The 14,957-nt window shown below is 45.4% G+C and carries 9 protein-coding genes and 1 riboswitch; of the genes, 4 read left to right on the top strand and 5 right to left on the bottom strand.

The window, feature by feature from the left end; genetic code table 11:
- Positions 1-19: 19 nt before the first annotated feature.
- From KO533_RS06455 to KO533_RS06445, 3 genes are all read right to left on the bottom strand, one after another.
- Entirely contained in the window at positions 20-1,366 is a 1,347-nt protein-coding gene (locus tag KO533_RS06455) for an amidohydrolase family protein (protein WP_219253352.1), read from the bottom strand.
- Complete coding sequence (locus KO533_RS06450; protein ID WP_219253351.1) at positions 1,366-4,455, bottom strand: amidohydrolase family protein; 3,090 nt, start codon at positions 4,453-4,455, stop codon at positions 1,366-1,368. The genes KO533_RS06455 and KO533_RS06450 overlap by 1 nt, the downstream gene beginning before the upstream one ends.
- A 215-nt stretch (positions 4,456-4,670) precedes the next feature.
- Positions 4,671-5,063: an H-NS family nucleoid-associated regulatory protein gene (locus KO533_RS06445; RefSeq protein ID WP_028761125.1), complete on the bottom strand. Its 393-nt coding sequence runs from the start codon at positions 5,061-5,063 to the stop codon at positions 4,671-4,673.
- Between the two features lie 310 nt (positions 5,064-5,373).
- Here KO533_RS06445 and KO533_RS06440 point away from each other — a divergent pair, with 310 nt between their 5' ends.
- The 3 genes from KO533_RS06440 (at position 5,374) to KO533_RS06430 (ending at position 8,989) form a co-directional block, all read left to right on the top strand.
- Positions 5,374-6,123, top strand: coding sequence for an electron transfer flavoprotein subunit beta/FixA family protein (locus tag KO533_RS06440; protein WP_028761124.1), 750 nt, complete (start codon positions 5,374-5,376; stop codon positions 6,121-6,123).
- Entirely contained in the window at positions 6,123-7,049 is a 927-nt protein-coding gene (locus KO533_RS06435) for an FAD-binding protein (RefSeq protein ID WP_028761123.1), read from the top strand. Before KO533_RS06440 ends, KO533_RS06435 begins: the two co-directional genes overlap by 1 nt.
- A 95-nt stretch (positions 7,050-7,144) precedes the next feature.
- A riboswitch (Lysine riboswitch) is annotated at positions 7,145-7,341 on the top strand.
- Positions 7,342-7,420: 79 nt separating this feature from the next.
- Entirely contained in the window at positions 7,421-8,989 is a 1,569-nt protein-coding gene (locus tag KO533_RS06430; RefSeq protein ID WP_219253350.1) for a Na+/H+ antiporter NhaC family protein, read from the top strand.
- 150 nt (positions 8,990-9,139) lie between these two features.
- Here the strand turns inward: KO533_RS06430 and KO533_RS06425 are convergent, their stop codons facing one another.
- Both KO533_RS06425 and KO533_RS06420 read right to left on the bottom strand, forming a co-directional pair.
- Entirely contained in the window at positions 9,140-11,290 is a 2,151-nt protein-coding gene (locus tag KO533_RS06425) for a M3 family metallopeptidase (protein ID WP_219253349.1), read from the bottom strand.
- A 203-nt stretch (positions 11,291-11,493) separates the two neighbouring features.
- Positions 11,494-13,593: a cytochrome c3 family protein gene (locus KO533_RS06420; RefSeq protein WP_105252040.1), complete on the bottom strand. Its 2,100-nt coding sequence runs from the start codon at positions 13,591-13,593 to the stop codon at positions 11,494-11,496.
- Positions 13,594-14,135: 542 nt separating this feature from the next.
- On the opposite strand from KO533_RS06420, the gene KO533_RS06415 reads away from it, so the two are divergent.
- Entirely contained in the window at positions 14,136-14,732 is a 597-nt protein-coding gene (locus tag KO533_RS06415) for a thymidine kinase (protein ID WP_028761119.1), read from the top strand.
- Positions 14,733-14,957: the final 225 nt, after the last annotated feature.

Genomic DNA, 14,957 nt, shown 5'->3' with positions numbered 1-14,957 from the left:
ATTATTATCTGAGTAAATTCTACCGCTTAAGGTACTTTTGATAAAGCTGCTGATGGCGATTATTCAGATCTATCTGCCGCCCTTCAATCCAGATAGCCTCAATTTTATTGGTCATAGGGTCGAGAATGTCGCCCTCGGACAGCACGACACTGCCTTGGTATCCCACCGCTATCGCACCTAAATCTTCCACACCTAACAGTTTTGCGGCATCTAAGGTGATAGACTTCAGTGCTTGTTCAGGCGTTAAACCATAAGCGGCGCTGTAACCTGCGGCGTAGGGGAGGTTACGGCTATTCCAGTCCGATGAGAACCCAAGGGCGAAGGGAATACCTGCATTGGCGAGTAAAGATGGGATCTTAAAGGGTAAATCGACTGGCTCATCTTTACGTTTAGGCAGACTCAAGGTATGAGGGTAAATGACTCCAGCCTTAACTTCCCTTAGGCTTGAGTCCAAACGCCATGCATCGTATCCGCCGACAATTACCAGTTTGAATTGGTATTTTTTCGTCAAAGCGATCACTTGCTCAATTTGGCCAACACTGTCGGCATGGGCAAACAGTGTCGCTTTGCCTTGGTATAGCGGCAACATGGCCTGCCAGCGCAGGTTGTTGGTCGCGGACAGGGGATCTTCATCCTGGTTTTTGTCTTTACCGTTGGCCTTATCACTTAAGAAATAGCGATAGCCATCTTCAAAGGCGATATTGAGCTTGTGGATCGCCAACTGATTTTTCTCGATGGCCTTGGCTTTCTCTTTTTCATCTTCTGGCATGCGTTTGATTTGCGGCCAGTAGACATGGAACTGTCCAGCACTTGGTGTCATCGCATCTTCAATCGTCCATGCATCGAGATCCACCAGTACCGATTGTCCAGCTAACCCATCACCGCTCGGAACGATTTGTGCGTGGGTAATGCCGTTGTAACGTATGGTCGGGATGAGCTCCGAATCCGGATTATAGGCTGTGGCCGTGCTGATCTGTGGGTTGATGTAGCCCACCTCGGCGTTATCGACCGTTGGGCGGCTCATTTCAATTTCGACTAAGCCTAAACTGGTGTCTAGGGCGATTAAGCCCGGATACAAGTGTTTACCGCTAGCATCGATGATTTGAGTGTCACTGCTTTCTGTGGTTGCATTGTTGATTTGGCTAGTCAGTTTAGGCCCAACGGCCGTGATTTTGCCATTTTCAATTAAGACGTCTGTGTTGCTGAGCACGCCTTGAGTGACTGTGTGCACTGTGGCGTTTTTTATCAGTACGCTGCGGCTTTGTTTAGGCGTAGGTACGATATCATTGGCCATAACTGGGGCCTGCGTGGTGCAAATTGCGCCGAGTAGCGCCACAAACAAAACGGTTTTAGATAAATGTTGCATTATTTGGCTCCCTCATGAGCGTGGCCCCATGCCTGATAGTGAGTGTCGCAGTGCCACTGTGGCTCGTTGAGTGGCGTGACTTTTTCACCCGCTTTAGTTTGGTCATCACTGCTGAGAATTTTTTGGATCAGTGCGGCGCGCTCGTTGACTACAGCGAGCTGGGCAACTTGGTCTTGGTCGCGGTCAAAATAGCGTTTTCCTTCAACCCATGCCTGTGTCACTTTGGCGTAAATCGACAGTGGCTCTGCGTTCCAGAGTACGATATCGGCCATTTTGCCTGGGGTGAGTGAACCCACAAACTCATCGACTCTTAATTGTTTGGCTGGATTGATAGTAACCATGTTCCAAGCGTCTTCCTTCGACATATTGCAATACATCATAGACTTAGCCGCTTCTTGGTTGAGTCTGCGCTGCATTTCATAATCGTCTGAGTTAATGCTGGTGGTCACCCCCTTGTTTTGCATCAGACAAGCGTTTTGCGGAATCGCATCATACACCTCAAACTTATAGGCCCACCAATCGGCAAAGGTCGATGCGCCAGCACCATGGGCAGCCAGTTCACTCGCCACTTTGTAACCTTCGAGCACATGGGTAAAGGTTTGTACTTTAAAGTGATAGGCCTCGGCCAAGCGGATAAACATCAGGATTTCTGACTGTACATAGGAATGAATATGTACGTCGCGTTGCTGGTTTAATACTTCGGCGACCGCCTGCAGACGATAACTTGGACGCGGGGCGATGGTTTTCTTTTTATCGCTGGAGCGCAGATTATCATAGGTTTTTAACGCCTTTTCATAGGCGATAGCAGCGTCGAAGGTTTCTTCAAATAAGGCTTTTACTCCCATGCGAGTCTGGGGGAAGCGCTGAACAAATTTCTCACCCCAGTTACTCTGTTTGACGTTTTCACCTAAAGCAAATTTGATACTGGCGGGCGCGTTAACAAATTTGAGTTGTTCAGCTGGCTCGCCCCATTTCATTTTGATCAGTTGTGATTGGCCACCGATAGGGTTGGCGCTACCGTGGAGTAATTGCGCGCTGGTGACGCCGCCCGCTAAGGCGCGATAGATTGAAATATCGTCGGGATTAATAATATCGCCAATGCGTACTTCAGAGGTAACTGCGTCTGTTCCTTCGTTAGTACCGCCATTAATGGCGATATGCGAGTGTTCATCGACTATGCCGGCGGTGAGGTGTTTACCTGTTGCATCGAGGACTTGATAACCTGATGGCGTACTTAATTGTTGGCCAATTTTTTCGATGCGGCCATTGGCCATCAAGAGATCAGCATGTTCGAGAATACCTTGTTTATCCGATGTCCACAGGGTGGCATTCTTGATATGTAGCTTCTCCACCTTAGGTGCTTCGCTCAGTCCGTAAGCGACGTTAGGGAAGGTGAGGTGACTCACTAGGCTCGTGCTGGCTTCATTCTTGGGAGCATTATTGCTTGTTTGGTCTGCTTTTTTGAGCTTTGCAGTTTGAGTTAAAGCGACACCGGCAACATTTGTAGTGCGACTTTTTGCATCGACCATACGACCTTGAATGCCGTCATCGGCCATCCACAGCGTAAAGCGGCTAAGGCCGTTAATGCCTGCGGCGCTCAAATCGGCAGTAAAGCTCAATCTTCCGTTATCATCTAACTTAAGTTGAGTGAGTGAGATACTTTGTTCGCCACTGCTTAAATTGCCTTGGATGTTGGGTTTATCACTTTTACTTTCATCATGTAGCGATAAATCTAGCGTGAGGTTATTGAGGCTTAATTGGTAATCTCCCAGTAATCGTGCTTGGGGAAGTGAGCGCAGACTTTGCTCCTGACCTTGCAACCAAACACTGTAGATCTGGCCATCTTTAAAGATATTGCCTTTAGTGATAACAAAGTCAGCCATATAACCGGGCGCGAGTTTACCGGTAAAGTCGGCGGTGCCTGTCATCTCTGCGGCTTGGGTGGTGAGTGCCGCGAGAGCGTTTTCTTCACTTAAACCTTGGGCAATGGCTTGGCGTAGGCGCGGCCAGAAGGCATCGGTCTTAATCCCAAACTGCGTTAACGCAAAGGGGATACCTGCGTTAGCTACCGCCGCAGGGTTGGTTGGTGCACGTTCCCACTGTCTTAAATCCGCCAGTGACACTTCACGATCAGCGTCATCTGTCCCTACATCGGGCGCCTGCGGATAGTTTAAAGGTAAGATCAACGGATAGTTCAGCGCCTTTAACTCATTGATGCGTGAGTATTCTTGACCATTACCAAGTAGGTTGGCTGGCAGTTTATGTTCTTTGAGTAAATGGGCTGCACGTAATTGGTCGTTGAGATTTTTGGTTTCAAAGATAATTTGCTTATCGGCTAAATTATCTAAACGCTCAAAGGCAATATTAAATTCGACTTGATTGTTTATTGCGCCATTGGCAGGTTTGTTTTTATTTTGGTTATACCAATTTGCATCGGCAAAGGTTTGCCTAATAAGTGCAATGCTGCCCATTAATGATGAGGGATAATCTTGTTCAGACGAACCTTTATCAAATGCCATAAAAGGTTGACTGCGGGCGCGATAAATCACTTCATTAGCCGTTTTGTCTGCTAATGAAAGGCTGACACCCGTCCCACGGAAGATACCGTCGAGTTTGCTACTTTGCACACTGGTGAAACCATTATTAATCCACTCTTTTGCGCGTTCTTTATTGGGGTAAATGTAATTAAACCATTCTTTTTCAGAATGAATTGCACCATTTTCCGCATTACCACCGATACGCTTTATATCATAGACGGGGCGAGTGAGCTTAAGTTTGGGATATTCGAACTCAATCCCATAATCAGTAAAAGGATCGATAAATCCGGGATAAATTGTATAACCACTCAAATCGATTCTAAATGCGCCAGCGGGAATGTCGTTGTGCTCAATAATGGCTTTAATTCGATTATTTTCAATTAATAAAGTGGCATCGCTTAAACGCTTTCCCGGGGCAATAATTAATTCAGCATGGGTAAATGCAGTGAGTTTACTGGATGTTGTTCCAGTATTGAGTTGGGCAAATGTTGTTTGTGATACTAAGCTAGCGATTATGCTGCAGCTTATCATTATCTTATTGTTTATCTGCATTATTTTATTCAATCGAGTGAGGGTGAACAAAGAGTAACTGAAAGCAGATGTAAATACTAAGGCTGAATTGTAACGTAATTTGAGCGGGAGTGAGGTGCGGAATTAACGGCTGTCGTTTAAGTTTGAAACGGTTGATGGATATAAAAAAGCTCGCAACTAATGCGAGCTTTTATGCAAACTAGTGTTGGCAATTAGCGCCATCACACTTGGTTGGATTAGATTAAGAAATCTTCCATAGAACGACCTTTGTTGATCTCGTTCTTAAATACGGTAGGCATACGGCCTTGGCCAGTCCATTGAACCATTTCACCGTCAACTTCAATTTGGTATTTGGCTGGACGAGGAGCGCGTTTCTTCGCAGCAGCTTTAACAGCTACGCCACCTAAGTCATCAATTGATAAACCAACGGCTTCCATTTGTTGACGGATTTCTTCAATCTTAGCATTACGAGCTGCCATGGCTTGTTCTTCTTCCTCAGCCATAGACTCGCGTTCTACTAAAATTTTATCTAATTTGTCGGCTAAATCACGTAACTCTTCAACGCTAAGTTCTTTTACTGCAGCTTTAAAACGACGGCCGTGAGTTAATATCTCTAAAAATTCGCTCATATCTATTTTCGTCCCACTCTATTTTTAATACAGGATAATGGTGAACAACACCTAAATGATAGAAACTAATATAGCTCGAATCAAATAAAATTATGCGTTTTAAGGAAATTAAATATTATTTATTTTTTGAACTTTTCTTATTCTCTCAAATAAGTGTCCAAAAAAGTGGCCGTTGCAGCGGATTAAAAAATACAAACAGGCGTTTGACTTTGGTTGACGTTAACGTTAACAGGACGTAAAGTTGCTCTATCCTGCATTGGTATTAACCAATGTTTTGTCCATGTACATGAAAGTGTAGGAAGGAAACCCTATGAAAGTATTGGTGCCCGTTAAGCGCGTTGTTGATGCCAATGTGAAGGTCAGGGTCAAAGCTGACAATACAAGTGTTGACACTGCAAACCTAAAAATGGCGTTGAACCCTTTTTGTGAAATCGCAGTAGAAGAAGCGGTTCGTTTAAAAGAAGCGGGTAGCGCTACTGAAGTGGTTGTTGTCAGTATTGGTAATAAAGCCGTGCAAGAACAACTGCGTACCGCGCTTGCATTAGGCGCAGATCGTGCAATTCATATCGATACTGAAGAAGAGCTCGTGCCAGTGTCTATCGCCAAATTGCTCAAAGCGGTACAAGACAAAGAACAAGCAGAGCTGGTGATTTTTGGTAAGCAATCCATCGATGGTGATAATAACCAAACTGGCCAAATGTTTGCCGCGTTAATGGATATGCCACAGGCGACCTTTGCTTCAGAAATCAAATTAGAAGCGAATACATTACAAGTCACCCGTGAAATTGACGGCGGCATGCAAACTCTCAAGCTGCCTTTACCTGCTGTCGTGACCGCTGATCTACGTTTGAACGAACCCCGTTACGCTTCACTACCTAACATAATGAAAGCCAAGCGTAAGCCATTAGAAGTATTTACTGTGGCAGACTTAGGCGTGACGTTAAAGAGTCACCAAACGATTGTGAAGGTCACTCCGCCAGCTGAACGTAAAGCGGGCATCATGGTAGCGTCGGTAGCTGAGCTAGTTGAAAAGTTAAAAAATGAAGCGAAGGTGATCTAATGGCCATTTTAGTATTAGCTGAACATGATAATGCTGCACTGAAACTCGATACGGCAAAAATTGTTACCGCCGCCCGTGCCATAGGCGATGAAGTACATGTCTTAGTTGCGGGTCACCAATGTGGCGCGGTTGTCCAAGCGGCGCAGGCACTACAAGGTGTTAGCCAAGTACTCGTTGCTGATGCCAGCGTGTATGAAGCGCATTTAGCGGAAAATTTTGCCAAATTGCTGGTGGACTTAGCGCCAAACTATGGTCACATTCTGGCCTCGGCTTCAAGTTTAGGTAAGGACACGCTTCCGCGCGTTGCGGCATTATTAGATGTCGCGCAAATCTCAGAAGTCATTACTGTTGTCAATGCAGATACCTTCGTGCGCCCTGTGTATGCGGGTAACGCCTTAGCGACAGTGCAAAGCCATGATGCCATTAAAGTGATGACAGTGCGCGCCAGTGCGTTTGACGCTGCGCCAGAAGGTAACAGTGCGGCTGTGACGACACTCGATAAAGTGTTTGAAGCGAGAACTCAGTTTGTTTCTCAATCGCTGACAGTTTCTGCCCGTCCAGAGTTAGGCAATGCTGGCATTATCGTATCTGGCGGCCGAGGCATGGGCAGTGGTGAAAACTTCGGCATGTTAGAGCAACTTGCTGACAAGCTCGGTGCAGCAGTTGGCGCATCACGCGCCGCAGTTGACGCAGGTTTTGTGCCTAACGATTTACAAGTGGGTCAAACCGGTAAAATCGTTGCGCCAAACTTGTATATTGCCGTCGGTATTTCTGGCGCGATTCAGCATTTAGCCGGCATGAAAGACGCTAAAGTCATCGTTGCAATCAACAAAGATCCTGAAGCGCCGATTTTTCAAGTTGCCGATTATGGACTCGTTGCAGATCTGTTTGAGGCGGTTCCTGAGCTGATTACAAGTCTCAGTTGATTTTATCTGTGATCTAGGTCACATTAAGTGGCTTTGCGGTAGCATCTGCTAAGCCGCTTATGTTTTTATGTGCCTCACGCCCGTGCAAGGGCGTTCTTAGAAGTAGAGGCGCGCCAAATATTAGTAGTGATCAGTAGGGTGATTCCGTTGATCGATTGCGAAAGGATTTGGTGCCGAAGTGGTTCGATTTATCACGATCAACTGCTGGGGTTGTACCTAATAGGTGCAGCACTGCCATAGTATTTTCCGATATGGATATTGGGAATAGTTACTATGGAGCGCTACTGATAGGACAGGTGACCTTGGGTATCTATTGCCTTTTCCCACCAGTTCAGTCGCCCTCCATTCGTATTTAACGAAGATAATAATCAATGACTGTTATGAATTATGCCGATTCGGCACTTTCCTTGTTGCCGCCTGCGGTGGCTATCGTGTTGGCGATCTTGACTCGCCGTGTACTGCTTTCTTTGGGGTTAGGTATTTTAATTGGTGCTTTATTGCTCAATCAATTTTCACCTTTAGCAACGGGTGAGTTTGTATTTAATGGCGTTAAAGGGCTTTTTTGGACTGATAAAGGTCTAAATTCGTGGAACTTATATATTCTCGGTTTCTTAATTGTACTTGGAATGATCACAGCGTTAATTACCGTAAGTGGCAGCGCGCGGGCTTTTGCCGATTGGGCTCGTTTACATATACGTAATAAACGTGACGCTAAACTATTGACCATGTTTTTAGGTTGCGTAGTTTTTATTGATGATTATTTCAATAGTTTAGTTGTTGGTTCGGTCGCTCGACCTGTTACCGATCGTTATTATGTTTCCCGCGCTAAGTTAGCTTATTTATTAGATTCTACTGCGGCGCCTGTGTGCGTTATATCTCCAGTTTCGAGCTGGGGCGCTTATATTATCGCACTCATTGGCGGGATATTAACTGCCCATGGTTTTGCTGATACGGGTCATTTGAGTATTTTTATTCAAATGATCCCGATGAACTTTTACGCAATCTTCTCCTTGTTATTATTACTTTTTGTTGTCTTTATGGGACTAGATGTTGGGCCAATGCGTGAGCATGAGCTCAATGCCCAACGTGGTAATTTATACGATGAGTCTAAAGGATTACCGCCTGGGGCGAACACGGATTTACCTGAAGCCGAAACCGGTAAGATTTTAGGTCTATTTCTGCCGATTACCGTGTTGGTATTTGCAACCCTCTATTTTATGATTAACAGTGGCGCTCAAGTACTCGCGGCGGAAGGGATTGAATTTAATATTATTTCTGCTTTTGAGAAAACCGATGTCAGTTCATCACTTTTCTTTGGTGCATTAATTGGTCTAGCGGTTTCGCTGATATTGAATTTAGTGCAAGGCGTTGAGAAATTGATGATAGTCAAAGGTATAGTGCAGGGTGCTCGCTCTATGCTGCCGGCGATTTACATCCTGTTATTTGCTTGGACAATCGCAGGTGTGATTGGTCAACTCGAAACCGGTAAGTTTATGGCGAGTTTAGCAACAGGAAATATTCCGTTCGCGTTTTTACCCGCCTTAATGTTTGTGCTAGCAGGTATTACCGCGTTCTCAACCGGTACTAGCTGGGGTACGTTCGGGATCATGTTGCCGATTGCTGCTGATATGGCGATGGGAAGTCACACTGGCATGATGTTGCCTATGCTTGCCTCTGTGCTGGCGGGTGCTGTATTTGGCGATCATTGCTCGCCGATTTCTGACACGACTATCTTGTCGTCTACGGGCGCCAGTTGCCACCACATCGACCATGTGGTGACTCAGCTACCTTATGCACTTATTGCGGCGTTTATTAGCTTAGTGGGTTATGTGGCACTTGGATTTACCGAGTCTGTTGTCGCGGGTTTAGTGGCTTGTAGTGTGGCATTTGTGATCAGTATTATCGTACTTAAAATCAAATCTAAAGGCACAATTAGCTAGACGTTAATTGAAACCTTTCGCTGCAAACGTTCACGACAAATAAGTCAAAATAAATCAGCCAGCATTATGCTGGCTGATTTATTTGGTTAAGGCTGAGTTTGTCTTTATCTTTATCTTTAGCCTATCGCATTAAGGCTACCAACTCTTAGCTTAACGTGCTTGATCTAGACCGCGGCGTTTAAGTAAGCCTTCTGTGGTTGGTTCTTGTCCGCGGAAGTTTTTGTAGGCGTCCATTGGCGCTATGCTATTACCCACTTCACGGATCGTTTTGCGGTACTTCATGCCGATTTCACGATTGAGCCCGCCTTGGGTTTGTACATAGGCAAACGCATCCGCCGCTAAAATCTCACTCCACATATAAGCGTAATAACTTGCCGAGTAACCGCCGGGGAAGGCGTGGGCAAAATAGGTCGACTTATAACGCGGAGGTACGGCACTGATGTTTAAGCCGTGCTTTTTCAGGGCATTGGCTTCAAAGGTTGGTACATCTTGCAGCGGGGTATCTGGGCTTAATGAATGCCATTCCATGTCTACTAATGCAGCGGCCATGTATTCCAGTGTGTCAAAGCCTTGGTTGAAACTGCCAGATTTCAGTAGTTTTTGCAGCAGTTCATCGGGAATGGGTTTGCCCGTTTCGTAGTGTTTCGCGTAGTTCGCTAACACTTTTGGATGGGCTGCCCAATCTTCTTCAAACGTCGATGGAAATTCGACAAAGTCGCGTGAAACCGAGGTGCCCGCCAGACTTGGATAATTCACTTTAGAGAACATGCCGTGGGTGCCGTGACCCATTTCATGGAACATAGTGGTGACTTCGTTATAGCTGACGAATGTGGGTTGACCTTCGGGCGCTTTTTTTATGTTCATCACGTTGACGACCACGGGTTTAGTGCCTTCGAGGAAGGATTGACCGACGAACGAACTCATCCAAGCGCCACCACGCTTACCTTCTCGGGCAAAATAGTCGGCGTAGAAAATGGCCATGCTTGAGCCATCGGCATCAAACATTTCGTAGGCTTTCACATCGGGATGGTAAACCGGTAAATCTGGGCGTGGTTTTAGGGTGACGCCATAGAGTTCTTTGAGTGTGTAGAATACGCCGTCTTCGAGAACGCGGTTAAATTCGAAGTATGGGCGAATGCTATTGGCATCGAGGGCGTATTTTTCTTGGCGAACTTTTTCTGCGTAAAATTCCCAGTCCCACGGTGCCAGTTCAAATTTCCCACCGGTTTTAGTGATCATCGCTTGAATGTCGGCCGCTTCTTTCTCTGTGTTAGCAACTACCGCAGGCACCATTGAGCCAAACATGCTGTAAACCGCTTCGGGTGTTTTGGCCATTTGCGGTGCTAATCGATAACTTGCCCAGTTTTCATAGCCTAATAGTGTTGCGCGCTCGGCTCTGAGTTTCGCTAAACGAGATACGAGTGACGCAGTTTCGTTTTCACCAGTTAAGCCACGGTTCGCTGAGGCTTCCCAAATGCGCTGGCGTAGCTCACGGTTTTCCAGTGATGCCAACACAGGTTGGCGAGTGGTGTTGGTGATGTTAATCAGATACTTGCCATCGTGACCTGCCGCCTTGGCATCGTTTGCGGCTGAAGTGATTTCACCGTCGGTTAATCCTGCAAGTTCACTTTTTGAATCCACCACAACGGCGATTTCTTTGGTTAAGCGTAATAAACGCTGAGAGAACTCATTCGTTAGTGTTGATTGTTCTTCATTTAACGCGCGGATTTTAACTTTTTGTTCATCTGTAAGTTTAGCCCCAGCCATGATAAAGCGTTGGTGATATACCTCAACCAAACGTACGGCTTCTGGGGTTAACCCTAAGTTGGCGCGGTCGTTATAGACGGCTTCGATACGGGCAAATAGCGCTAGGTTTAAGTTGATATTATCTGAGTGGGCCGCCATTTTGGGCGCCATTTCGCCTTGGATTTTACGCAGTTCTGGATTGCTGTTTGACCCTGCTAAATTATAAAACACGCTTGATGCACGGTTGAGTAGGGCGCCGCTTTTCTCCATAGCCACAATCGTATTATCGAAGGTTGCTGCTGCCGGATTATTGGCTATTGCGAGAATTTCTTGATACTGCTCTGCCATGCCTTGCTCTAGTGCTGGCGTGAAGTGCTCATTCTTAATGAGGCTAAAATCGGGTGCTTGATATTGCAGGTTACTGGCTTGGAACAGCGGGTTTTGGGTTTGTACCGAGATAACGTTAGGTGCTTTAGTTTCTGTGCTGCTGCAACCTGCCATGAATCCGGCGGTGAGAGTGGCGCCGATGGCGATGGCAATAAAACTTTTACGCATAATTGAGTGACTTCCTTTGAATTGTTGTTTTTTTAGGACTGTAACGTTAGTAACTTAAATAGGACTGAAAATGGCTTGTTATCGGGAATGTCTAAGTAAAAAAGGAGCCTCGCATTAGCGAGACTCCTTTGGCTATTTCCTTGCAGGGAAAATAGGTACCGCTTTTTACTTACTTCTTAATCACGCGATGATGAGATGATTAATTAGCGAGTAAACTTGTGGTATTTATCAATACCAGAACTTCTACCTGTGTCATGACATACTGCACAGGATTCAGAGGTCGGTTGTTTAAACCAGTCAGCAACCTTTGGTATGCTGATTTCACCACCGTTGCTTGCCATATGCGCCTTAGCTGAATCGCTAGTGTGGCAGGCATAACAGTTAGCGGTGACTGGGCTTGTCATTTTGCTACCTGGCTCAGCGATGTATTGATTTGGCACTTTGCTTAAATCAATCGCTTTTTCATGACAGGCAACGCAGCTAGTAGAGGCTTCAATCGCGCCTGCACCGTTAGCGGTTTGCGCTTGAGTTCCATCAGCTTTAACTTCACCGACTTTAGCGCCATTACCCCAGTGCCAGCTATGCACCATAGGACCAAAACCTGCGCCTAAGGCTGCTGAAGTACGTTCCATGCCGTTGTCATGGCAGGCGATACAAGCTTTACCACCTTCATCGAAGGCACCATTTTTGTGGAACGCAGTGGCATCGTTGTGACAAGTAGTACAGCTGTTAGTACTCGCTATCTCACGACGTTCGAAGCCAGAGACCTTTTGAGTGGTGACAGGGTTAACGACATCTGAGTAAGCCGTAAAGGATATGCCCATAGAACCATCATAACCTGTCGCTCTTAGGTTGCCATTACTTTGGTAGCGTTGCTTACCATCATATTCCATCCAACCAGCGGTACTGAATGTCACGCGGGCAGAATAAACATAGTTAGCATTCACTGCGCTGATATCCGTCAGTAAATGACAGATATTTTTAGTGCCGTCAGTGTTGTAACCATAGTAGTAGTTAGTACGGTTACCTGGACGACCCACTAAGCTGCCATTTTCATAGGAATGTAAATAAGCGCCCGCATAAACTACGGGTTTCTTAGCGTCATATACTAGCGGGCTAGAATAGTTAAAGTTGTCTTTAATGCTAAAGACGTTACCATCGGTGTCTTTCACTGTCAGCGTTGTACACCAGCCTGGGGCGGTTACTGCAGCCGCAGCACCTGTTGGTGCATAGTGGTCTGTCTTGGTAGAAATATCATCTACTTTAACAGGTGTTGATAGACTCAATTTATACTTAGCGCGAATCGCTTGGCGTTCGGTTATACCCGCTTTGCTTTCGTGCATAATGCGCAGATCCGCACCATTACTTGGGATAATAGCCCCTGGTACGCCACCACTGTCATGGCAATCAATACAACCGGGTCCAGCTACGTTGATGTTTTTAGGTGCTTCAACGTGACAAGATGTACAGTTTTGTACTGAAAAGTCTTTAGTAAAATCTTGGTGATTGATATGACCAATTTTAGATAGGGTGTTTGTCGCATAGCCACCCGTAGAGAAACCTTCAGCATTGACAACTGCGCGGCTAACTGAACCGTGACACACTAAACAGCCTTCCACGAAGGTGACTTCACTGTCCATGCCAGTAGCGACATAGCTTGCATGACGACGAGGGCTTGTTGAGTAGTCGATATGGCAAGAGTAACAACTATCAGTTGTGGTTGAATGGGTGCCTTCAGGTTTGTTAACGACCAGAGGTTTAGAGGTCGCAATACCATTATTACCACCGACACGTAACCAAACGATACCTTCAGTGCTTGGATTAACCCCTTTCATTGGTACTTTAAATTGGTAATGACCATCAGCTAAAGCGGTCAATTCAGCGCCGACGGTTGCTTGAGTTGCTTCACCGCCAATATGGACGTTATCTGCAACACCATTTTTATCAGCTTCGGTGCGGTTAGTGATGAAGCCTTTATCTGTTAGTGCAGCCACTTTGGCTTGAGCATTTAACAGTCCGTTGATTAGGTTATTGTTTTCATCTGTAATTTCAAATTCGTAAGTGATACTGCCTTCGCCAAAGCTATAGTTGATCACTTTGACGTTAGTCATAGTAGAACTGGTGACAGGGGGCGGTGTTCCAGGCTCACCGGGTGTTCCAGGTTCACCAGGTGTTCCAGGGATACCGGGCGTTCCTGGTGCTCCATCTACACCATCTTTACCATCATCGCCGCAGCCAACAAGGGCGCCAGTTAGTGCTAAGGCAACTAAATATGCCAGTTTTCTAGAGGTGAAAATTCTCATCATAATCTCCATTTGATCCAATATGCGAATAAAGGACGGAGTGGAGCACTAAAGTTTGCAGGGTAGATTAGTGCTTTGACCGTTGGTCTCAATTTGCAAGCTATCGAATACTTTTCTTTTTTTAATTGAGCACGTTTTGTCTCGAATGAAATATTACTGTTAAATTTGTGTTTGTTTTTTGAGCGCAAGCCCATTTATACCTATTGCTTTGGAGGTAGATCGCACTTTTTAAATTTAACTTTTACTAATTTTTCCTTATGAAACAACATTTAAGTTTCAGTTAAGCTTTCATTAACAATTGAACGGCATCGGGGCGTTTTTTATGTTTTTTGCAGGGAGGAGTATTAAATGAAGTGGACTAGAAATATTTCAGAAGGCGATTGGGGATTAAAATGATTGATAAGTTGGTGTCATTGCAGAATTTCATGATAAAAGCTTAGCGGCTGCTAGTGTTCTGATGTGAAGCGCAATGTTAGACTAGCGCTCAATTTGGCTCTGGTAGCAGACGCGTAAGCGCTAACGTTTTTTAAAGGGTATAAGTCTTGGCTCAATTGTATTTTTATTATTCGGCAATGAACGCGGGTAAATCCACTTCCCTATTACAGTCATCCTATAACTACCGTGAACGCGGTATGAATACTTTGGTCATGACAGCCTCCATAGACGACAGATATGGCAAAGGTAAAGTGGCCTCGCGTATTGGCATTGAAACCGAAGCACAGGTATTTAGTAGCCAAGATGATTTGACTCAAATGATTAGCGATGTGCATCAAGCCACGCCATTAAGCTGTGTGCTGGTGGATGAGTGTCAGTTTTTGAGTAAAGAACAGGTTAAGCAGCTGACGCATGTGGTCGATAATATTGATATTCCTGTACTCTGCTATGGCCTAAGAACGGACTTTCAAGGCGAACTTTTTAGCGGCAGTCATTATTTATTAGCTTGGGCCGATAAATTAGTTGAGTTGAAGACTATTTGTCATTGTGGGCGTAAGGCTAACATGGTGGTGCGTCTTGATGGTGAAGGCAAGGTGATGCGCGAGGGTGAGCAAGTGGCGATTGGCGGTAACGAAAGTTACGAGTCTGTCTGTCGCAAACATTTTCGTGAATTTATCTGGGATGCGCATGAATATGTGGGATGAGGCTTCGTTAATCGCGTGTGATTATTGAGCGACTCATTCTTTTTATGCGACTTAAATTAGTTCGTTTTGTTTTTAAGTCATACTGTCTGTTGCCTTAATCGCTGAAAATACCTTGATATCAACAAATTAATATTTGGCAAAATGTACTATCAGCTTAACATGAGTATTGATTAGTGGCGGTTGTGGGTAACAGGCACCCTTCTTTACAGTGAAGTTAGGTTTGAT

This window comes from Shewanella sp. NKUCC05_KAH, assembly GCF_019345585.1.
Classification (GTDB): Bacteria; Pseudomonadota; Gammaproteobacteria; order Enterobacterales; family Shewanellaceae; genus Shewanella; species Shewanella oncorhynchi.
The sequence above is the reverse complement of the archived record's forward strand: the minus strand, read 5'-3'. Positions and strand labels throughout refer to the sequence as shown.